Consider the following 20,490-nt stretch of genomic DNA (forward strand, 5'->3'; position numbering starts at 1 on the left):
CTCCTGATGCGCCGCAATCTTGTTAACACGTCTAGCGCCTGAGGCAGCACGCGCAAGGGATCACACGATTGCGCCTTTCCCTTGGGGGCGACAGCCCCTAGGTTGCCGCCGACTTTTAGGTGAGGATCCCATGGCAGAGTACAAAGACCCAGAGAACACCATCCTGATCCAATTGAAGGACGGCACCGTTGCGATCGAGCTGCTGCCCGACATCGCCCCCCAGCATTGCGCGCGGATCAAGGAACTGGCCCGCGCCGGCGCCTATGACAACGTGATCTTCCACCGGGTGATCGACGGCTTCATGGCACAGTCTGGCGACGTTGCGCATGGCAATACCGAAGACAACTTCGACCTTCGCCGTGCCGGCACCGGCGGCTCGGACAAGCCGGACCTTCCGGCCGAATTTTCCGGCATCCCGCATGACCGCGGCACGCTGGGCGCGGCCCGGTCGCAGAATCCGAACTCCGCGAACTCGCAGTTCTTCATCAACTTCTCGGACAACCATTTCCTGAATCGGCAGTACACCGTCTACGGCCGCGTGATCGAAGGAATGGAGTTCGTCGACGCAATCATGCGCGGCGAACCACCGGCGAATCCGGACAAGATGCTCAGCATGAAGGTTGCGGCCGATGCGTAAACTTGCATTTGCACTCTGCCTGCTGGCCGCCCCGGCGGGCGCCACGGGCCTGCGGATCACTGTCGAGGGCGAGGCCAACGGCGTGATCGAAATCGATCTGCTGGAAGACTTGGCGCCGAAGCACGTCGCCCAGATCAAGGCCCTGGCCGAGGAAGGCTATTACGACGGCGTGGTGTTCCATCGTGTCATCGACGGCTTCATGGCGCAGACCGGTGACGGCCAGTTCGGCAAGCTCGAAGGCGGCGACATGAACCGCGCGGGGACCGGCGGGTCGGAGATGCCGGACATTCCGGCCGAGTTCTCCGGCGAATCATTCGAGCGTGGCGTCGTGGGCATGGCGCGCACCGCGGACCCGAACTCCGCAAACTCGCAGTTTTTCATCATGTTCGCCCCGGCACCGCACCTGAACGGACAATATACCGTGGTGGGTCGGGTGACTTCCGGGCTGGACGTACTGGATTCGATCAAGCTTGGCGAAGGACCCAACGGAGCGGTGATCGGTCAGCCGGACGTCATGGCGGATGTCGAAGTGATCGAGTAACCCTTTGAGGCCTTAAAAGCTTTGACCGGCCCATCTGCTGGGTCGGTCACTGAATTCATCATTCAAAATCGTTAGCGTCGTTTTCTTGCCGTAAGGGCAACCTGAGTGTATCCTTTGTTGATTGATTGCACACAGATTCTCGTGAACAACACATGTTTTTTTTCGACCCAACTGATTTTGGAGATACTCATGAATTCAATTCGCACATTACCCCGCCAAGCGGGTGTAGCTTTTGCCGCTGCATGTATGCTCTCAACGGTCGGTGCATCTGCAATGGCGTCAACCTTCAAGGTGTTCGACGATTTCAGCAATTTTCTCGGCACATTCGAAGCACCGGCTGCCGGAGGTCAGGTGACCGCGGCAAATTTCGTGATTGGCGGGGTCACGTTCGATACATTCGATCCGCTGGACAATCCCGAGTACCGTCCCGTTACCAACGACCTGACTGGTCCCTCTGAGGGTATCTTCGCGCGGTTCTTCAACTCCGCCGCACAGGGTGTCTGCGAACCACTTAACTGCGAAGTGTTTTTCGAGAAGGTCATCCTGGGCCCTCCCGATGAATATACGTTCCAGATGATCGACCTCGAAACGTTGGAAAACGGTCCCGGCGGGCACTACGTCATCGAAACTGCCGCGGTCCCTCTGCCCGCATCCGTGCTTCTTCTTCTGTCAGGGCTTGGCGTGTTTGGCTTGACTCGGCGACGCCGCGCCTAGCGTTCAGCCGGGCAGCACACGATCCAAAAGTTGCGCTGTGTCTACAGCGGACACAGCGCCAGCAGTAAGACCGCGATCGAAGGTCAGCCGCGTCGCGAGATACGTCCCCGCAACAGCGGGAGCCGTCTCCATGAGAGTGACAGCAGTCAGAAGCGTTGCTGTGCGCTCTGCGAAGAAACGAGCCTCGGCCTCTGGCGGAAGCGACGACCAGCGCGTCCGATGGTCCGAAAGCGCGGCGTCGTAGCGGCTGTCGGAACCCTTCCCCGCATCGAGCGCCTGCGCCAGCGCTTCGCCCGCATCCGGATCGCGCGCCAGAGTGCGCAGGATGTCGAGGCAGATAACGTTACCAGACCCTTCCCAGATCGAGTTCAAAGGCGCCTCGCGGTAAAGAAGCGGCAGCGGCGTATCCTCGACATAGCCCATGCCCCCTAACGCTTCCATCGCTTCGTAGATCATGCCGGGCGCGCGCTTGTTCGACAGGTATTTCGCCAGCGCGACCGCGATGCGAGCGAATGCTTCGTCGCGCTCATCGAAGGCTCGGGCGACGCGGAGGCCGAGTGCCAGCGAGCCTTCGGCATCGAGTGCGAGGTCGGCCAGCAAGGTCTGCATCAGCGGCTGATCGATCAGCTTGCGTTGAAAGGCGGTGCGGTGGCGGCACCAATAGGCGGCTTCCGCCAATGCGGCACGCATCAGGCCGGCCGGCGCCATGGCAGTGTCGAGACGGGTATGATGCACCATGCGGATGATGGTGCGAACGCCCTGCCCTTCCTCGCCGATCCTGTGTGCGAGCGCGCCGTTGTATTCGATCTCCGAAGACGCATTCGCCCGATTGCCAAGCTTGTCCTTCAGCCGCATCAGGCTGATCGCGTTGCGCTCTCCCTCCAACCAGCGCGGCACCAGGAAACAGGTCAGTCCGCCGGGTGCCTGAGCCAGTGTCAGGAACCCGTCGGACATTGGCGCCGAGCAGAACCATTTGTGACCGGTTAGCCGATAGGTGTCGCCATTCGGTTCAGCACGAGTGGTGTTGGCGCGGACGTCCGAACCGCCCTGTTTTTCCGTCATCGCCATGCCGAGGGTGGCACCGGACTTCTGCGTGACGGGCTCGGTGGACCGATCATAGGCACGCGCGGTCAGCTTCGGCAGCCACATGTCGGCCAGGTCCGATCCGGCCAGCGCAGGCACCGCCGCGTAGGTCATCGTCATCGGGCAGCACGTGCCCGGCTCGACCTGGCTGAGAAGGTAGACCATGGCGGCGTGGGCGACATGCCCGCCCGATCCGCCCTCCCACGCGATCGCTGAATAGCCGGCTTCCAGACCCGCTTGCATGAGCTGATGATACGCCGGGTGAAACGACACCTCGTCCAGCCGCCGGCCGCCGCGGTCAAAGAGCTTCAGTTCCGGCGGAAAACGGTTTGCGGCGCGGCCCGCCTCCAGCATTTCCGGGTCCGAAAGCGTTTCCGCATAGGCCTTAACTGCGACTTCATTGCCGTTATTCGCCGCAATCGCCTCGCGCATCGGAAGGTCATCATCCCACAGGGATATCTCCCTTGGCGCGGGCTGGTTCTCCACCTGATGGGTCTGAAGTTCGGAACGGGGGGCAGACATGGCGATCACATTTGATTCAACCGCAACATGCATTGAATTTATGGGATTCACAAAGGCGAATCGATGTGCGATGTTGCCCGAGGACCGCCCGCAAGAGGCGGCAATGAGGCACGTGATGGGCAGACCCCGCAAGACTCCGGCGTTAAGTGTGATCGTGTTTTTCGCGGTTGTTTTCTGCCTTGGCGGCTACTTCACCTTTGCCAGCGTGCAGGGCGATTACGGCTTGTTCCGCCGCATTCAGATCGAAGCAGAGGCGCAGGAACTGAAAGCCGAAGCGAAGGAATTGCGCGCCGAGGTCGAGGTTCTGCGAAACAAGACCCGGCGGCTGTCCGACGACTACCTTGACCTCGACCTGCTGGACCAGCAGGCGCGCGAGGTGCTTGGCATGGTGCGCAGCGACGAAGTGATCCTGCGCTGATCTCCGAAAACTGCTAAATTCTCTGGAAATCATGCTGTCCCGCCACACATATTCGCGCGGCGCATAGCAGCTTGGCGTGACGCAGCGAAAAATGCGGTCGATTTCGCCAGCGCCGTGCGGTATGGGATTGTTTAATACTAAACTATCTGTCGCAAGAGGGAGGAGACGCCGAAATGGCCACCCGCAGTCGTGCGAAGAAACCCGCTGCCTCGAAAGAGGACCTGCTCCACTACTATCGTGAAATGCTGCTGATCCGCCGGTTCGAGGAAAAGGCCGGCCAGCTCTACGGCATGGGGCTGATCGGTGGGTTCTGCCACCTCTACATCGGCCAGGAGGCCGTCGTCGTCGGGCTCGAGGCAACGACGAAGGAAGGTGACAACCGCATCACCACCTACCGTGACCACGGCCACATGCTGGCCTGCGGCATGGACCCAAAAGGCGTGATGGCAGAGCTGACCGGCCGCGAGGGAGGTTACTCCAAAGGCAAGGGCGGCTCGATGCACATGTTCTCGAAAGAGAAGAACTTCTACGGCGGCCACGGCATCGTCGGCGCAAACGTCCCGATCGGCGCGGGTCTGGCGTTCGCCGAGAAGTACAAGGGCACGGACCACGTCACCTTCACCTATTTCGGCGACGGCGCGGCGAACCAGGGCCAGGTGGCCGAAACCTACAACATGGCCGAACTCTGGGATCTGCCGGTGATCTTCGTGATCGAGAACAACCAGTACGCCATGGGCACCGCCGTGAAACGCGCGACCCGGTCCAAGGACTTCTGGGAACGCGGCGCGGCCTACGGCATGCCGGGCGAGGCGGTCGACGGCATGGACGTGCTTGCGGTGAAAGCCGCAGGCGAAAAGGCGGTGAAGCACTGCCGCGACGGCAACGGCCCCTACATCCTTGAAATGATGACCTACCGCTATCGCGGCCACTCCATGTCGGACCCGGCCAAGTACCGGACCCGCGAGGAAGTGCAGAAGATGCGCGAGGAACGCGACCCGATAGAGGGCGTGCGCAAACTGATCCTCGACGGCAAGCACGCGTCGGAGGACGACCTGAAAGCGATCGACAAGGAAATCAAGGACATCATCAACGACGCGGCAGACTTCGCCCGGGAAAGCCCGGAACCGGCGGTCGAGGAACTGTGGACCGACATCTATGCCAAGGAGCTGCCCGAGGGGCAGGCTGCCTGAGTTGACGATCAAAGCGATTGCGGAGGCCGAATAAATGGCGACGGAAATCCTGATGCCGGCTCTGAGCCCCACCATGGAAGAGGGCACGCTGGCGAAATGGCTGGTCAAGGAGGGGGATACCGTATCTTCCGGCGACATCCTGGCCGAGATTGAGACCGACAAGGCGACGATGGAATTCGAAGCCGTCGACGAGGGGGTGATCGGCAAGATCCTGATCGCCGAAGGCACCGAGGGTGTGAAGGTGAACACGCCCATAGCCGTCATCGGTGAAGAAGGCGAGGACATGAGCGAGGCATCCGCCTCGTCCACGCCCGCCGAAGACGCACCGGCGAAGGCCGAGGAAGCCCCTGCCCCGGCGCAGGCGAAATCCCCGGTCGAGGTGAAGGTTCCCGAGGAAACAGAGATCCCGGCGGGCACCGAAATGAAATCGACCACGGTCCGCGAAGCTCTGCGCGACGCCATGGCCGAAGAGATGCGCCGCGACGAGAATGTCTTCGTCATGGGCGAGGAGGTCGCCGAGTACCAGGGCGCCTACAAGATCACGCAGGGCCTGCTCGACGAGTTCTCTGCCAAGCGCGTCATCGACACGCCGATCACCGAGCATGGCTTTGCCGGTCTCGGCGTCGGCGCGGCCTTTGGCGGTCTGCGGCCGATCGTCGAATTCATGACCTTCAACTTCGCGATGCAGGCCATCGACCAGATCGTGAACTCGGCTGCCAAGACGCTCTACATGTCCGGCGGCCAGATGGGTTGTCCCATCGTGTTCCGCGGCCCCAACGGCGCCGCCGCCCGCGTCGGTGCCCAGCACAGCCAGGACTACGCCGCCTGGTACGCGCAAATCCCCGGTCTGAAGGTGATTCAGCCATACTCCGCCGCAGACGCCAAGGGTCTGTTGAAATCCGCGATCCGCGACCCGAACCCGGTGATCTGCCTGGAAAACGAGATCATGTACGGCAGGTCCTTCGACGTGCCGGTGATGGATGACTGGACGGTTCCGCTGGGCAAGGCGCGGATCTGGCGCGAGGGCGACGATGTGACCATCGTCAGCTTCGGCATCGGCATGAACTACGCGCTGGAAGCCGCCGATGAACTGGCCAAGGAAGGCATCGGAGCTGAGGTCATCGACCTGCGCACCATCCGCCCGATGGATACCGACACGGTGGTGAAATCGGTGATGAAGACCAACCGCTGCGTGACCGTGGAGGAAGGCTTCCCCGTCTGCTCCATCGGCAACCACATCTCGGCGGTGCTGATGCAGGAGGCGTTCGACTATCTTGACGCGCCGGTCATCAACTGCGCCGGCAAGGATGTCCCGATGCCATACGCAGCGAACCTGGAAAAGCTGGCGCTGACATCGACCAAGGAAGTCATCGACGCGGTGAAAGCCGTCACCTATCGCTGAGGATATGCGGTGGAGGTCCACGGGATAGACATGGAACAAGGCGCCTACCGCGTCAGCTTTCAGGCAAAGGGCCGCACGATCCGCGGCCTGGTGCCCGAAACGCTGGTGACGGAGTGGCTGCTCAAGTCCGGTCCCCGGCCCGAGCACGAGGACGTCTACAAGTGGATCGCCCTGCACCGCAGCCAGATCGAGAAAGCCCTGACCAAATTGTCCCGTGGCGACACACGGATACGCGCGCCGTTCGACCGGCTGTCGCTCGTGGAGGAGTAAAGAGATGCCAACAGAGATTCTGATGCCCGCCCTCAGCCCCACGATGGAGGAAGGCACGCTGGCGAAATGGCTGGTGAAGGAGGGCGACACGGTCTCCTCCGGCGACTTGCTGGCCGAGATCGAGACCGACAAGGCGACGATGGAATTCGAGGCCGTCGACGAAGGCACCGTCGGCAAGATCCTCGTCGCGGAAGGCAGCGAAGGGGTGAAGGTGAATACGCCCATCGCGGTGCTGCTCGACGATGGCGAGAGCGCCGACGATATCAAGGAGGGGTCGTCGGGCTCTTCCAAACCTGCCGCCTCGTCTGAGCCGGAAAACAAGGACGCCGCACCCGCACCGAAAGAGGCACAATCGGGTCCGGAGAAATCCACCACACCTGCCCCGGCAGCCCCCGAAGCCGCCGACGGCACACGTATCTTCGCCTCGCCGCTCGCGCGCCGCATCGCCGAGGACAAGGGGCTCGATCTCAGCCAGATCAAGGGCTCCGGCCCCAAGGGCCGCATCGTCAAGGCGGATGTCGAAGCCGCCAAACCCGGCGCTGCGCCCGCGAAGGCAGAAGAAAAGCCGGCTGCCGCGGCACCTGCCGCCGCCGGCGCCATGCCCGCCGGTCCCGGCTACGAGCAGGTGGTCCGGATGTACGAAGGCCGCGACTACGAAGAGGTCAAGCTCGACGGCATGCGCCGCACGGTCGCCAGCCGACTTACCGAGGCCAAGCAGACAATCCCGCATTTCTACCTGCGCCGGGACATATATCTCGACGACCTGCTGAAATTCCGCAGCCAGTTGAACAAACAGCTGGAATCGAAGGGCGTGAAACTGTCGGTCAACGACTTCATCATCAAGGCCTGCGCGAACGCGTTGCAGGAGGTCCCGGCCGCCAATGCCGTCTGGGCCGGCGACCGGATCATCAAGCTGAAGCCTTCCGATGTCGCGGTGGCCGTGGCCATCGATGGCGGCCTGTTTACTCCGGTAATCAAGGACGCTCACCAGAAGACGCTGTCGGCGCTGTCCGCCGAGATGAAGGACCTCGCTGCGCGCGCCCGCGACCGCAAACTCGCGCCGCATGAGTATGTCGGCGGGTCCTTCGCGATCTCCAATCTCGGCATGTACGGCATCGACAACTTCGACGCCGTCATCAACCCGCCCCACGGCGCAATCCTCGCGGTCGGCGCGGGTGTGAAGAAGCCTGTGGTGAAGGATGACGGCGAAGTCGGCGTGGCGACGGTGATGTCCGTGACCCTGTCCGTCGATCACCGTGTCATCGACGGCGCCCTCGGCGCAGAGCTTCTGGCCGCCATCAAGGAAAACCTCGAAAATCCGGTCGCGATGCTGGCCTAAGTGCCAAGGGGCGCCGCTCAGGCGCCCCCTTCGACCAGAGCCGCCAGCCTCGGTAGCACCGCCGATTTCCAGCCCCTTCCCATGTTTTCGTGGGCGAACCGGTGCTGCGGGTTCTCCATGTCGAACCCTTCGTGATCCAGGCGCAGCAGTGTGCCGTCCTCGACAGGTTCCAGCGTCCAGACCAGCCGCCAGTCGTGAAAGGTGAACACGAGCCGCCGCTCGGGCACGACCTCCAGTACCTCGCAAGGCACCTGCCCCCACTGCGGCATGTCCATTGTGAAGCAATGGCCAACCTCGGGCCGGATATCTCCCGCGCCCCACCATTTCGCCAGCAGTTCCGGGGTGACCAGTGCCGCCCACACCTTTTCCGGCGGACGCGCGATACGCTGGATAACTGTCACGGTCTCGGTGGTCGTCGTCATTCTTCGTCATCCTCTTCCAGCATTGCACCGAGTGCGGCAAGACGCTGCTGCCAGTAGTGTTCGAACGGGCGCAGCCAGCTGCTGATCTGCCGCAAAGGCTCCACGTTCAGCGAATAAAGCCGTTCACGCCCTATAATTTCCTCGGTCACAAGGCCCGCCTCGCGCAGGATCGACAGATGCTCGGACACTGCCGACCTGCTGAGAGAGAAACTCTCCGCCAACCTGCCGGGGGTTTCCTCCCCCTCGATCAGCAACTCCAGCAATTCCCGGCGGACCGGGTTCGAAAGTGCGGAAAAGACGTGCTCTCGACTCATGCGGATATCATGTCGGATATTTCCGACATGTCAACTTTTTCCGACACGTTTCCTCTGGCCTGTACCGCTCCTTGCGGACGGTCCGCCGCGGCATAACGGCTTGATCCAGCGCAAGGCGCCGGCCCGCTCCACGGCATACCTACCGCGCGAAGACGCATTCAGCACATGGATTGAGAACAGTGGACTGGAAAGAGCACCTGGAAGATACCAGCAACAACCTCGCCGCCTTTCGAAAGACGCACGAGGACGCCGCCAAAGGCTTCACCGCCATGCATCGCGGCGGCATGGCCGAAGGCGCACTGACCAGGCGGGAAAAGGAGCTGATCGCCTTGGCCATCGGCATTTCGAAGCAGTGCGTGGACTGCATCGGCTTCCATGTCCAGGCCGCTGCCAAGGCCGGCGCAAACCGCGACGACATCGCCGAGACCATCGGCGTGGCAATCGTCATGGGCGGCGGGCCGGCCTACATGTACGGAGTAAAGGCGCTGGAAGCCTACGATCAGCTTATCGACGACTGAACGGCGATCAGAGTTCGCCGTTCAGCAACTGATCCATCATCACCGACGGCTGGTCACACCCGGCCTCGCCCACGACCTTCGCCGGAACACCGGCGACGGTCTTGCGCTTGGGCACGTCGTGCAGAACCACCGAACCCGCCGCGATCTTGCTGCAGGACCCCACGGTGATATTGCCCAGCACCTTCGCACCGGCACCGATCAGCACGCCGCATTCGATCGTCGGATGCCGCCGCTGCTCTTCCTTGCCGGTGCCACCCAGCGTCACCGAGTGCAGCATCGACACGTTGTCGCCAACGGTTGCCGTCTCACCGATCACGATGGAATGCGCGTGGTCGATCATGATCCCCTTTCCGACCTTGGAGGCGGGATGAATGTCGACACCGAACATTTCGGACACGCGCATCTGGATGAAATAGGCAAGGTCCTTGCGGTCCTGACGCCATAGCCAGTGGCCCACCCGGTACGCCTGCAGCGCCTGGAAGCCCTTGAAGTACATCACGGGCTGCATGAACCGGTGGCAGGCCGGGTCGCGCTCGTAGACCGCGACGATATCCGCCCGCGCCGACTGGCCGAGCGACGGGTCCGCGCCATAGGCCTCATCCGCGATCTCCCGCAGGATCTGCTCCGACATCTCGCCGGATGCGAGCTTCAGCGAGATGCGATACGCCAGCGCCCGCTCCAGAGACGGGTGGTGCAGGATGGACGAATGCACCAGACCGCCCAGAAGCGGCTCCGCCGCCACGGCATCCTGTGCTTCGCTTCGAATCCGGCTCCAGACCGGGTCCAGTTCAGCGACTGCCTTGCGCGTTTCTGCCATCGGTCTTCCCTCCAATGCGCGAGCGTTTTACACCAAATAGGTACGCCGGAACAAACGCAAAGGCGTGATGGAGTAAATTCCAAGGATGAATGAGTCGCAGATATCCCGGTTCCGGCAAAGGCTGCTGGAAATGCTGGAGGATCTGGATGCGCAGGATTCCGCAGGCTCGGACGGTCAGAAAGCCGTCACATTGGACCAGCAATCCGTGGGTCGCCTGTCACGCATGGACGCCATGCAGCAACAGGCAATGGCGAAGGCCACCGCATCGCGCCGCGCGCAAATGCGGCAACGCATCGGCGCGGCACTCATCCGGATTGACGAGGATGAATACGGCTACTGCATCGGCTGTGGCGAGGAAATCGACCTTAAGCGGCTGGAGTTCGACCCGACCGTCCCGATATGCGTTTCCTGCGCGGCCGGCTAGTACTCCCGAACCTGTCCACCGCATGCGGCCACTTCCTGCAGGACCTGCGCCAGACACAGGCAGTAATCCGCATCCTCCAATGATGGCTCCGGCGGCGGACCTTCCGAAAGCGCCGCCGCCATCAGACTGCCATCCCCCCAGACGGGATGCGCGCGGCGGTGGTGGCGGCGAAACCGATCCGCCCACCCCGCCGCGCGCATTAACCGGCCCAGAACCGCCCCACGTTCCGGAACCGGTACCCCGTAGAGGACCCGCGCCGCTGCAATCAGGTCCCCATGCAATACCGGCCGCAAACTCAGACCTCCGGCGGCGTCGCGCTGTAATAATGGATCGCCACCCGCAGCTCTCCGCCCGAGAAATCGCCGCCGTTCCCGGTCAGGACTAGCGGCGTGTCGGCGTAATAGGTCACCGGCTGTCCGGTAATCCCCGACACCCACGATCCCTGCGCCAGCCCAAGACCGGACCCATACCGGTCTGTCGCCCCAGACACACCAAAATCCCAGCTGGCAAGTGCCCCGCTGAACGCCGTCTTGATCCGGGCGGTCACCGCGAAAACCAAAGCGTATTGCGGGATCTCGACACTGGTGGTGGATGTCGCCCCGGCCGAAATCGTATGGTCGAACTCCAGCACCCGCAGCGCCGATGCAGCCCGGTTGACAGAAACCGCAACTCCGCCTTCGACCCATCCCGAACCGTCATGCAAGGCGCTCGCGTGCCGATCCACGACCCAGCCGCGCCATCCCGTGCGCGGCTGCACGTAAACCCAGCCGCCATTCGACCAGATCGCAACCTCTCCCGCATGCCCCGCCCAGTCGCCAGTCGCACTCGACGGCACGCCGTAGCTCTCGCCATCCTCCGCCGAACCCGGCGGCGTGCTGGTATCCATCGACTGCAACGTCAGATACGTCAGCCCGTCCAGCCGAACCAGAGCCTCGTTTACCGTCACATGTTTCTGCGCCTGCGCCGGCTGCAGCAGCGGCAGCGCCAGTTGCAAGGTCTCATCCATCGATCACGATCCTCCTGAAAGGCCCGGGCCCGAACCGGGCCGACACCTGCGCCACATCCAACTGGTAACTGCCGCTCACACCATCCGCCGACCTGGCGGCAGCCGAATACGAATGGGACGGCGCCGAAACACTGACCTCGCGCACCACCGAACCCCCTTCGATGACCCGCACAAGGTAGCTCTCGCTCTCCTCGCCCAGCGGCACCTCCGTCGACTGCCAGCTGTCGCCATCCACCCGCGTCCGCCGCACCCAGCTCACGACATCATTCCCGGATCCGTCACGCACCCACCGCAAATGCACCGGCGCATAGGGCCGCAGCCCGATCCCGTCGAATGCCTCCACCACATGCGTGTAGGACGGATGGTCATACCCGCGCCGCGCCGGCCCGATGCGGTAATGCCGCGCCAGTCCTCGCTTCGACAGCGCCAGGTCGATCTGTTGCGCCGATCCGTTCAGCAGCACGTAAATGCTGCCCGCAGGCCAGCTCGCCGGCATGACCCCGTCGGTGCCCGCCTGCCCGCGCAACCGCGATGACAGCTCGTAGGTACGCTCATCCACCAATTCGGCATCGGCGAACTGGAACACCTCCCAGTTCCCCGGCGTCCCGTCCCCGATCGCCGCCACGTTCGCGCCGTTCAGAACCTCCGCCAGGCTTGCCGAAGCCAGCACCCCCGATACCAGCTTCACTCGCAGCGCCGCCGAGCGGTCGAGCACACCCGGCTCTGCCGCCGCCATCACCGTCTCGGTCGTCCCGATCACCGCAGCCGAAGACAGCACCCGGTTCAGCTCGTATCCCTCGTCGGCCGAAGAGTCGTAGACCGCGACTGACCCCGGCCAGGGACGCGCCGCCGCCGCCACGTAGGGCGCATGCGGCACCTCATCCCCACGTAGGAGCGGCAGGTCCAGGAACAACGGATAAACCGGCACCGGAGCCACGTAAGGCCGCGCCCGCGGCCCCAGTTCCACCGCATCGGACGGTGTGTAGAGCTTCGGCTCCACCCGCACCGCCTCGATCATCTGAAACTCCGCCAGTTCGACCCGGTCGATGCGATAAGACGCGGCCTCCCCCGGCAGAGACACAACGTCGCCCGCACCCAAAGACATCTGCGACAGCGGCAGAGCGAAAGCTGCTGTATCCCGCGCAACCCGCGCCTCGGCAAGCCAGCGCTCAACGATCCCGCGCGCCTCCGTCCGAGTCAGAACCAGCGGCAGCTCGGACCCCGCCACGCTCTGCGTCGCCTCATCAGGATGCACCGCCTCTTCCGCCCGCGTTTCGTAATCCGCGCCTTCCTCGATGAACGACAATCGCAACCGCCCCGAGGTCTCCGCCCCCGGCGCCCGCACCAGCGCCAGATCGGTCTCTGCCTCGGGCGACACAGCCAGCCCTTCCGCAGCAACCGCCGCCACCGCCCGCCCGTCCCGGCAGCGGAAGATCAGCTTGCCTTCCCGCTCCAGCGCGTCGAACGCATAGGCCAGCATCAGAGGCTGCAACGCCGCCCGCCCGGTCTCGGCATCCCCGGCATAACCGCGCACCAGCCCGTAGAGCTTCTCGACGTCGTAATCCGTGACCCCGGCGGCCAGACACACCTCCGCCACCAGCCCCGCCAGCGACCGCGCCGACGCCCGCCCGTTCAGCCAATGACCGCGCAGGTAATTCTCCCCGTCGCTCCACAATTCATCCCGCGCCGGGAAAGACGGGTAAGGCCGCGTGTCCCAGGCCCAGACATGCGCGCGCGACATGTCGACCATCCGCTGGCCGTAAACCGACGACACAGGATTGTTTGCCACAGACGCGTAATACGATGTCATCGCGCGCAGGTACTGCATTTGGACAAAGTCGTCCCGCCGGCCGCTCGAATGATACGGCAAGGAGGATTCCGACGACTTCGGATCGAGGAACTTGTTCGGCTGATTGGTCCCGTACTCGACCGCGCCGCAGCCGTACTCGGTGAAGTAGATCGGTTTGCTCTCAGGCACCCAAACCGTAGGCGAGCCCTGCCGCACGCCCCCGATCCGCTCGTGATGCGCATTGGTCCACCAGTTGCGCAGATCCTTGTACCGGAACACCCACGGCTCGCCATGAGCCCCGTCGGTGATCGGCGTCCGCACCTGGTACTCCCGCGCCGCGCCGTCGGAATAGTACCAGTCGTACCCTTCCCCGCCTTCAATATTCCCTGTCAGGTAATCGAGGTTGTAGACTGATCCCCACCCAGCATCCGCATGCGCGTCCCCGTCGCGCCAGTCGGACAGTGGCATGTAATTGTCGATCCCGACGAAATCGATATCGGCATCCGCCCACAGCGGATCGAGGTTGAAGTAAACATCACCCGACCCGTCCTGAGGATGATACCCGAAATACTCCGACCAGTCCGCCGCATAGCCGATCTTGCAACCGGCCCCCAGGATCGAGCGCACCTCACCAGCCAGCACACGCAGCGCCGCCACCGCCGGAAAGCCGCTCGCCCCCCGGATCTGCGTCAGCCCGCGCATCTCGGATCCGATGCAGAACGCATCCACCCCACCCGCAACCGCACAGAGGTTCGCGTAATGCAGGATGAACCGCCGGAACGACCATTCCGCCGGACCCGAATAATCCACTCCATCGGCGGTCTGCGAGTAATCTCCCGTCGCCGCCGACCCGAAGAAGGCCGCCACCTGAGCGTCCGCCACCGCGCTCTGATCCGGGCTCCCCGGCTCCCCCGGCGCCACGGACAACGTGATCCGCCCCCGCCAGGGAAATTCAGGCTGATCCGCATCCCCGGTCCACGGATCGGTCAGCCCGTTCTCAGCCTGCTGCGTCATCAGGATGAACGGATAGAACACCACGTCCTGCCCCGCAGCCTTGCACGCCTGAATCGCCTCGATCACCGAGCGATCCGTCGGCGTTCCGCCATAAAGCGGCCGGTCCTCCGCGCCCTTCGGCACATCCGTGGCACCCGACCGGCCAAGCCCGGAGACCACCCACGGCATCCCCGCCCCGTCCTGCAGCTTCTGCTCCACCTTTGGCTTGATCTCGCACGCCCCGCAGCGCAGATCGTCGCCGAACCACGACACCACAAGCGAGACCGAGCCGCAGTTCGGCAGTTCAGCCTTCAGCCCGTCCAGCGACACCAGCAGATCCGGCTTCCCGACCGGCGAATTCACATTTGCCGACCGGTTCTCGCCCGGACCGATCTCGAAATGCACCGGCGTCGTCGCGAGCGCGTATTCCCCGGTCCCCGGGATCAGCGCCACCGCCTTCACCGCACGCGACGGATCATCCACCACCCCCGGCAACCCCGACGGCGCCGGACGGAACACCTCGAAACTGAATTGCGGCACACGGTTGCCGAACGGCCCCAGCTCCAGATCCTCGATCACCACATAGGCGGTCCCGCGATACGCGGGCGCCATCCCGGCGCCCTCCACCGCCTCGATCTTCGGATCGGGCAGCTGATCCTCAGCCCCATGATAGACCCGCAGCGAGATCTCATCCGCGGCCAGCTCCCGCCCGTCCGCCCAGATCCGCCCCACGCCTGAGATCTCGCCACGACACAGCGCCACGGCGAGACTCACGCTGTAGGAATACTCCGTCACCTTCGGCTTCGGCGGCCCGCCCTTGCCGCCGCCAGAGGTCGTCGCCGTCTCCAGGAACTCCGTCGCCCAGATCACCTGCCCCGACACGCGACCCCGGCCGTGCATCTGCGCCACCAGGGCGCCTTCACTCGCCCCGCTCAGCCGAAACCGGTCCACCTTGCCGTGCTCGACCGGATCCGACCCCTGCCCCAGCAGCTTCTGGTCGATCACCCGGCCAATCGTCGCGCCGATGGCGCGCCCGATCACGGCAGAGGACAGGCCCAGCACGCTGCCGCCAACGGCCTGTCCGGCCGCGAAGCCCACGGCCGACAGAACTATCGTCGCCATACCCTAGCCCCTTTCCGGAAACCGAAACCGCGCCACGATCCGCCGCCGCCACGGCGCGGACAGCGGGCTTTCCATCACCGCATGCCCCGAATAGGCATGCACGAAGGTCGGCGCCGCCCCTACGTCTCCCTGAATTCCCAGGTGCTTGGCCACCCCGCCGTCCCGCATCCGGAAAAGCAGCACGTCGCCCGAGGCTTCCGCGCCTGGCGCCTCCGCCAGATGCCGCATAGCCGCCGCCCACAGCCGCTCCACCCTGCCCGCCTCGGACCAGTCCTGCGTATAGGCCGGCACCATCTCCGGCTCGGTCGCATACAGCACCCGCCAGACCCCGCGCACCAGCCCGAGGCAGTCCGCCCCGAACCCGCGCGCCGACGCCTGATGCACGTAGGGCGTCCCGATCCACCCACGCGCCTCCGCCAGCGCCGCCTCACCCACGCCGCTCATCGCTGCCGGCTCCCGCCGTCGCTGGGCCGCGCCGAACTCGGATAGGCCATCAGCCAGTCCTCACCCGGAATATGCGGAAACCCCCGGAAATTGACGAAGTTCGCGAACTTGTCCCGGCACGTCGCCGCCCGCTTGTCGCACCCGGCTTCGATCCGCACGGTGTCGCCAAGCGAAACCTCGGCCCCGAGACTCTCCCAGATCTCCACCATCCGGTCCGAGGTCCGCCGCCGGTCGTTCTTCACGACCGCCACCAGACCCTCCGCCGAGCCATCCAATACCGTGAACCGCCCCTTCTCGAACCACCGGTCCGCGAAGGTCCCCAGCGATGTGAAGGTGAACCGCTTCCGGTCCTCCACGCTCTCCACCGCCACCTCGGCAAAGAACCCGCTCGCCCCGGTGTCGAACCCGCACTCCGCATCCCCCAGCACCGCCGCGCAGGGCGTCTGGTACACCCGTCCCATCGGCTGGTTCAGCGCCTCCGCCAGCCCCCGCAGCTCCGCCTGAAACGCGCCACCGCCCCGCTTCACCTCGCCGATGGACCCGCGGAACAATACGACCCGCTGCGCCACGTCCCGCCAGTTCACCAGCCAGGCAGTCACCTCGGCCCCATCGAACCGCCCCGCCAGGATATCCGCCTCCGACAGCGAGGCATCGCTCAGCACACCCACCGCCTCGGTATTGTCGACCGCAAGCCCGGTGCCCGACTGGATCGCCGCCGCCGTCATCCCGCTGTCCGGCACAAAGGTCGTCCCGCCAAAGGCCAGCCCCTCGTCGTGATCCGTGAACCCGAACGACACGCCATCCCCGCGCACCACCGACCAGCAGCGGCACACCGTCGTGACGCCGGTTTCCAGATGCGCCTTCAGATCTTCGGGAAACGCCATCAGACCCGCACCTCGACGACCGGCACATCCGGCATCTCGCCCGCGTTGAACGAGGCAACCGATACCTGCACCCGGTCGGTATCGAACCGCACCGGCACGTCGAACTCGAACCCTGCCGTCACCACCGCATCCAGCGCCGGCGCCGATACAAAGGTGATCACCCCCGTGGCGTCATTCACGGAATAATTGCCCGGCGCCGCCTGCAGCACGCCGTTCAGTCCAACCAGCACCGTCCCCGCCACCGGCTTTTTCACCGGCCGCGCATAACTCTGCGCCCCCGAGGCATAGACCTTCTGAAGCTGGAACGCCGTGGTCACTCCGTCGCCGACGCCGATCTCTTGATCCTCATACCCCGGTGCCGAGGAATGCGGGCAGGACTTGTAATCCGACCAGTCCTTCCACCGGAACCCGTAAAGCTGCCCCTGCCGTGCCTCGAAAAACGCGATCAGCGTCTCGACATCGTCCATCGAGCGCATCGCAACGCCCGCATCATAGCGCCGCCGCGCATGCGCCCAGGGCGTGTTGCGCTCCTCGAATCCGTTCGCCAGCGTCACGATCTCCGTGCGCCGCTCCGGCCCGCCGACAGAGCCGAAGCTCAGCGACGCCGGGAACCGTACCTCGTGAAACTGCATCGCGCCCTCCTCAGCGATTGCGCTGGCCGCGCGCCAGCACCCGGCCCATCTGCGCCGCGATCTGGGACTGGCTGCGCCGGAAGCTCTCGGCATCCGGCGTCTGGATGTTCATGACAACGCTGACGGGTCGCCCGCCCGCGTCGCTCCGCACACCCAGACGCCCGTCGGCTCCGCGCGCCAGCGGCAGGATCGCCTCCGGCCCCGCTTCGCCCATCAGCCCCATGCCGCCGCGCATCGGAAAAGACACCGGCCCCGACACCACGCCACCATTTGCGAACGGCACCACGCGCCCCTGGGTAAAGGCGCCGCCCTTCTCGAACAGCGACCCGCCCTGAACGATGCTCTCCACGCCCCGCGCCAGCATACCGCCGAAATGAGACGTCACCGGCCGGATCGCTGCGCTGTACGCGGCATCTACCATCGACTGCGCCACGCCCCGCAGCGCGTCCGACAGCTTCATGCCGTCAAAGATCAGGCCGTCGAACGCATTGCGCAGCCCACGGCTGATCCCGCCCGACAGCACCCGCACCTCGCGACCCGTATCGGCGATGGTCGATCCCATCGACCGCAATTCGCCGTCGAATGCCGCGGCCACCGCCGCCGCCCCTCCCAGAGACCGCTCCAGCGCGTCGATCTGGTCTTCCAGCGCGTCAATCTCGTCCATCCGTCCCTCCATTCGCATCCGGATAGGCCGCGGCCAGCTCCTCCAGCCGGTCCCGCGTCAGCGGCGCCGTCCCTTCACCACCGCCCAGAAGCAGCACCAGCTCCGCCGGGGTCAGCGCCCAGAACTCGCCCGGCCTCAACCCCAGCCCGCGCATCCCCGCGCGCATCAGCAGCGGCCAGTCGAAGCCGCTCACTCCGCCCTCTCGGGCAGGGCAAACGCCCGCGCCAGCAGCTGCCCGGCGACCCGCGCCGCCTCCACCGGCCCGCCCTCGATCTCCGCGCTCAGCAGATCCGCAGCCGCCCCGCGCCACCCGCCGCCACGCAGCCCCGCGACCACCAGCGCCAGCACGTCGCGCGTCGAAAACCGCCCCGCCTCGAACCGCTCGATCATCCCGACCAGCGTGTCCGCCAGCAGCGTCGCCTCCAGCTCCGCCAGCGCTCCCAGTGTCAGCTTCAGCACGTGACGCTTGCCATCGACGACCAGCGCCACCTCGCCCGCCCAAGGGTTCGCCATCACGCCGCCGTAAAGGTCAGCGCACCCGCCGAGGCGATCGACAGCTCGTACGTCGCCTCGCCGTTATGCGTCCCGGCATATTCGATCGAGGTCACCTGGAACGGCCCCTCGATGGTGCCGAAATCCGGGATGATCACCTGGAAATCCGGCATCTCGGCGTCAAAGAAGATCTGCCGCGCCCGCTCGTCCGTGGTCTCGTCGCGGAACACGCCCGAACCCGAGATCGCCGCCGATTTCACCCCCGCGCCCGCCAGCAGCTCGCGCCACCCGCCCGCGCTCTCCAGGCTGGTCGCATCGACGCTCTCGGCGTTGAAAGAGATCCGCGTCGCCCGCAGCCCGGCAATGGTCGAGAACGACCCGCCCCCGGTCATGTCGAGCTTGATGAGAAGGTCCTTGCCGTTCTGGGCACCCATATCCGTCACTCCAACCGTTTGAAAACTCAGTCGTCCTCGACACGCGCGCGGAAGGTCATGTCGATCTGCCGCTGCGCGCTCTTCGACACCCGCCGCGCCCGCGCCTTCAGGAAGCTCAGCGACACCAGCCGCCCGCGCGCCAGCGCCAGCCCGGCATCCACCAGCGCATCCGACACCGCCGCGGCAGCCGCCTTCGCCGCCTGAAACCCGGTTTCGTCCGTCACCACGCTGACCGTGAAATCGTGGATCGCCGCGCCGCCGGTCCCGTCCGACCGGTCGCGCACATCCTCCGGCCCCAGCGTTACGTAAAGCCCCGGCACCGGCCCCTGCGGCGCCGAGTCGTAGATCGACGTACCCACCAGTGCCGCCAGCACCGCATCCGCCTCAAGCCGCTGAAACACCGCCTCCTGCAGCGCCGACCCCATGGCATATGTCATGACGCCACCTCCTCTTCCCGCGCGAACACGGTCAGGTAGCGGGCGTCGTCATCCGCCTCGGTCACCGCCAGCACTGCGAACATCCGCGTCCCCTCGCGCAGCCGCTGCCCCGGCACGGGCCGCTGCGGCGAACTCACCGGCGCCGCCCGCACCGTGATCCTGTAAGGCACCGTCGACACGGTCAGCCCCGCACTCTCCGCATCCCGGCCGGTCCCGGGCCTGATCGAAGCCCAGAGCGTGCCCAGCACACCCCACGTGGTCACATAGCCGCCCGCCTCGTCCCGCGTACGCAGCGGCCGCTCCAGCGTCAGCCGCCGGTTCAGCACCGGCCGCGTCATCGCGCACCGCCTTCCCCGAAGAGCCGGACCGTCCGGTACCGGTCGATCAGCAGGCTCACCCCGAACGGCACCGGCGCTTCCCCGGCCAGAACCGCCGACCGGTTCTCGTAGTAATGCGCCGCCAGCAGCAGCACCGCTTGGCACAGGTCTGCCGGAATATCGTCCCAGGACGTGCCGAACCCTGCCGTGAACGTCACCTCTGCCGTCCCATGCGTCGGGATCAGCGGCAGATGCAGCACCGTCGACACCAGCCGCGGCCGCTGGCTATCCATCTGCAGCCTGTATTTATCCGCCGCGATCACCGTCTCGGCCCCGTCCCGGTCGAACAGCCTGACCCCGCTGACCGCCGTCACCGGCGCCACCGGCAGCGCCTGCCGCGCCAGCTCCCGCCACCGGTCCAGCGTCCAGACGAAGACCCGCGAATACAGCACCTTGCCGGTGCGCGCCTCGATCGCCGCCAGGGCGGAACGCACATAGCCTTCAAGCACCGTGTCCTGCACCCCGTCATCGGAAAACCCGCTGCCCAGACGCAAATGGTCCTTGAATTCCGTCACCGGCAACGCCTCGGTCGCCACGGTGGTCTGTTCCACTAACATCATGGATTGTCTCCGAAATCGGGTCCCGCCCCGGTGGACGGTCGTTAC

Annotated in this window: 27 protein-coding genes; 10 read left to right on the forward strand and 17 right to left on the reverse strand. The window is 65.0% G+C overall.

Annotation, left to right across the window (positions count from 1 at the left end; translation table 11 throughout):
• The first annotated feature begins 130 nt into the window (after positions 1-130).
• From HCO70_RS10910 to HCO70_RS10920, 3 genes are all read left to right on the forward strand, one after another.
• The gene (locus HCO70_RS10910; protein WP_172295781.1) at positions 131-637 is read left to right on the forward strand and encodes a peptidylprolyl isomerase; all 507 of its coding nucleotides are present in this window, start codon (positions 131-133) and stop codon (positions 635-637) included.
• Positions 630-1,178, forward strand: coding sequence for a peptidylprolyl isomerase (locus tag HCO70_RS10915; protein WP_172295783.1), 549 nt, complete (start codon positions 630-632; stop codon positions 1,176-1,178). The genes HCO70_RS10910 and HCO70_RS10915 overlap by 8 nt, the downstream gene beginning before the upstream one ends.
• A gap of 189 nt (positions 1,179-1,367) precedes the next feature.
• Positions 1,368-1,892 carry a VPLPA-CTERM sorting domain-containing protein gene (locus HCO70_RS10920; protein ID WP_172295785.1) on the forward strand — a complete coding sequence of 175 codons (525 nt, stop codon included), beginning with the start codon at positions 1,368-1,370 and terminating at the stop codon, positions 1,890-1,892.
• A gap of 3 nt (positions 1,893-1,895) precedes the next feature.
• On the opposite strand, the gene HCO70_RS10925 is transcribed toward HCO70_RS10920, so the two are convergent.
• Positions 1,896-3,497: an acyl-CoA dehydrogenase family protein gene (locus HCO70_RS10925; RefSeq protein WP_172295787.1), complete on the reverse strand. Its 1,602-nt coding sequence runs from the start codon at positions 3,495-3,497 to the stop codon at positions 1,896-1,898.
• Between the two features lie 115 nt (positions 3,498-3,612).
• Between HCO70_RS10925 and HCO70_RS10930 the strand changes: the two genes are divergently transcribed.
• From HCO70_RS10930 to HCO70_RS10950, 5 genes are all read left to right on the forward strand, one after another.
• Positions 3,613-3,915 (forward strand): septum formation initiator family protein, encoded by a 303-nt coding sequence (locus tag HCO70_RS10930; RefSeq protein WP_172295789.1) that lies wholly within the window; start codon positions 3,613-3,615, stop codon positions 3,913-3,915.
• Positions 3,916-4,088: 173 nt separating this feature from the next.
• Entirely contained in the window at positions 4,089-5,105 is a 1,017-nt protein-coding gene (gene pdhA, locus HCO70_RS10935) for a pyruvate dehydrogenase (acetyl-transferring) E1 component subunit alpha (protein ID WP_172295791.1), read from the forward strand.
• A gap of 34 nt (positions 5,106-5,139) precedes the next feature.
• A complete protein-coding gene (locus tag HCO70_RS10940) occupies positions 5,140-6,507 on the forward strand; it encodes a pyruvate dehydrogenase complex E1 component subunit beta (protein WP_172295793.1) in 1,368 nt (455 codons plus the stop codon).
• Positions 6,508-6,537: 30 nt separating this feature from the next.
• A complete protein-coding gene (locus tag HCO70_RS10945) occupies positions 6,538-6,777 on the forward strand; it encodes a hypothetical protein (RefSeq protein ID WP_172295795.1) in 240 nt (79 codons plus the stop codon).
• A gap of 4 nt (positions 6,778-6,781) precedes the next feature.
• Positions 6,782-8,116, forward strand: coding sequence for a pyruvate dehydrogenase complex dihydrolipoamide acetyltransferase (locus HCO70_RS10950; protein ID WP_172295797.1), 1,335 nt, complete (start codon positions 6,782-6,784; stop codon positions 8,114-8,116).
• Between the two features lie 17 nt (positions 8,117-8,133).
• Here the strand turns inward: HCO70_RS10950 and HCO70_RS10955 are convergent, their stop codons facing one another.
• A complete protein-coding gene (locus tag HCO70_RS10955; RefSeq protein WP_172295799.1) occupies positions 8,134-8,538 on the reverse strand; it encodes an SRPBCC domain-containing protein in 405 nt (134 codons plus the stop codon).
• Positions 8,535-8,852, reverse strand: a complete 318-nt coding sequence (locus HCO70_RS10960) for a helix-turn-helix transcriptional regulator (protein WP_172295801.1) — start codon at positions 8,850-8,852, stop codon at positions 8,535-8,537. The genes HCO70_RS10955 and HCO70_RS10960 overlap by 4 nt, the downstream gene beginning before the upstream one ends.
• Before the next feature lie 179 nt (positions 8,853-9,031).
• Here HCO70_RS10960 and HCO70_RS10965 point away from each other — a divergent pair, with 179 nt between their 5' ends.
• The gene (locus tag HCO70_RS10965; RefSeq protein ID WP_371742187.1) at positions 9,032-9,370 is read left to right on the forward strand and encodes a carboxymuconolactone decarboxylase family protein; all 339 of its coding nucleotides are present in this window, start codon (positions 9,032-9,034) and stop codon (positions 9,368-9,370) included.
• Positions 9,371-9,377: 7 nt separating this feature from the next.
• On the opposite strand, the gene cysE is transcribed toward HCO70_RS10965, so the two are convergent.
• Complete coding sequence (gene cysE, locus HCO70_RS10970) at positions 9,378-10,187, reverse strand: serine O-acetyltransferase (protein WP_172295803.1); 810 nt, start codon at positions 10,185-10,187, stop codon at positions 9,378-9,380.
• A 130-nt stretch (positions 10,188-10,317) separates the two neighbouring features.
• On the opposite strand from cysE, the gene HCO70_RS10975 reads away from it, so the two are divergent.
• Positions 10,318-10,611, forward strand: a complete 294-nt coding sequence (locus HCO70_RS10975; protein ID WP_253913159.1) for a TraR/DksA C4-type zinc finger protein — start codon at positions 10,318-10,320, stop codon at positions 10,609-10,611.
• On the opposite strand, the gene HCO70_RS10980 is transcribed toward HCO70_RS10975, so the two are convergent.
• From HCO70_RS10980 to HCO70_RS11040, 13 genes are read right to left on the reverse strand one after another with little or no spacing between them, the layout of a single operon-like run.
• Positions 10,608-10,904: a hypothetical protein gene (locus HCO70_RS10980; protein WP_172295807.1), complete on the reverse strand. Its 297-nt coding sequence runs from the start codon at positions 10,902-10,904 to the stop codon at positions 10,608-10,610. The genes HCO70_RS10975 and HCO70_RS10980 overlap by 4 nt on opposite strands.
• A gap of 2 nt (positions 10,905-10,906) precedes the next feature.
• Positions 10,907-11,617 carry a DUF2793 domain-containing protein gene (locus tag HCO70_RS10985; protein ID WP_172295809.1) on the reverse strand — a complete coding sequence of 237 codons (711 nt, stop codon included), beginning with the start codon at positions 11,615-11,617 and terminating at the stop codon, positions 10,907-10,909.
• Positions 11,610-15,521 carry a glycoside hydrolase/phage tail family protein gene (locus HCO70_RS10990; protein ID WP_172295811.1) on the reverse strand — a complete coding sequence of 1,304 codons (3,912 nt, stop codon included), beginning with the start codon at positions 15,519-15,521 and terminating at the stop codon, positions 11,610-11,612. Before HCO70_RS10990 ends, HCO70_RS10985 begins: the two co-directional genes overlap by 8 nt.
• Positions 15,522-15,524: 3 nt before the next feature.
• Positions 15,525-15,965, reverse strand: coding sequence for a peptidase (locus tag HCO70_RS10995; protein ID WP_172295812.1), 441 nt, complete (start codon positions 15,963-15,965; stop codon positions 15,525-15,527).
• Positions 15,962-16,849, reverse strand: a complete 888-nt coding sequence (locus tag HCO70_RS11000) for a DUF2163 domain-containing protein (RefSeq protein WP_172295814.1) — start codon at positions 16,847-16,849, stop codon at positions 15,962-15,964. The genes HCO70_RS10995 and HCO70_RS11000 overlap by 4 nt, the downstream gene beginning before the upstream one ends.
• Positions 16,849-17,481, reverse strand: a complete 633-nt coding sequence (locus HCO70_RS11005) for a DUF2460 domain-containing protein (protein ID WP_172295815.1) — start codon at positions 17,479-17,481, stop codon at positions 16,849-16,851. The genes HCO70_RS11000 and HCO70_RS11005 overlap by 1 nt, the downstream gene beginning before the upstream one ends.
• Before the next feature lie 10 nt (positions 17,482-17,491).
• On the reverse strand, positions 17,492-18,145 hold the full coding sequence (locus HCO70_RS11010; RefSeq protein WP_172295817.1) for a phage tail tape measure protein: 654 nt from the start codon (positions 18,143-18,145) through the stop codon (positions 17,492-17,494).
• Complete coding sequence (locus tag HCO70_RS11015; protein WP_172295819.1) at positions 18,132-18,338, reverse strand: rcc01693 family protein; 207 nt, start codon at positions 18,336-18,338, stop codon at positions 18,132-18,134. The genes HCO70_RS11010 and HCO70_RS11015 overlap by 14 nt, the downstream gene beginning before the upstream one ends.
• Positions 18,335-18,658, reverse strand: coding sequence for a gene transfer agent family protein (locus HCO70_RS11020; RefSeq protein WP_172295820.1), 324 nt, complete (start codon positions 18,656-18,658; stop codon positions 18,335-18,337). The genes HCO70_RS11015 and HCO70_RS11020 overlap by 4 nt, the downstream gene beginning before the upstream one ends.
• Positions 18,658-19,071 carry a phage major tail protein, TP901-1 family gene (locus tag HCO70_RS11025; RefSeq protein ID WP_172295822.1) on the reverse strand — a complete coding sequence of 138 codons (414 nt, stop codon included), beginning with the start codon at positions 19,069-19,071 and terminating at the stop codon, positions 18,658-18,660. Before HCO70_RS11025 ends, HCO70_RS11020 begins: the two co-directional genes overlap by 1 nt.
• A gap of 26 nt (positions 19,072-19,097) precedes the next feature.
• Positions 19,098-19,508 carry a DUF3168 domain-containing protein gene (locus HCO70_RS11030; RefSeq protein ID WP_172295824.1) on the reverse strand — a complete coding sequence of 137 codons (411 nt, stop codon included), beginning with the start codon at positions 19,506-19,508 and terminating at the stop codon, positions 19,098-19,100.
• Positions 19,505-19,846, reverse strand: coding sequence for a phage head closure protein (locus HCO70_RS11035; protein ID WP_172295825.1), 342 nt, complete (start codon positions 19,844-19,846; stop codon positions 19,505-19,507). The genes HCO70_RS11030 and HCO70_RS11035 overlap by 4 nt, the downstream gene beginning before the upstream one ends.
• A complete protein-coding gene (locus HCO70_RS11040) occupies positions 19,843-20,445 on the reverse strand; it encodes a head-tail connector protein (RefSeq protein WP_172295827.1) in 603 nt (200 codons plus the stop codon). Before HCO70_RS11040 ends, HCO70_RS11035 begins: the two co-directional genes overlap by 4 nt.
• Positions 20,446-20,490: the final 45 nt, after the last annotated feature.

The organism is Pseudoruegeria sp. HB172150 (assembly GCF_013184805.1).
GTDB lineage: Bacteria > Pseudomonadota > Alphaproteobacteria > Rhodobacterales > Rhodobacteraceae > Psychromarinibacter.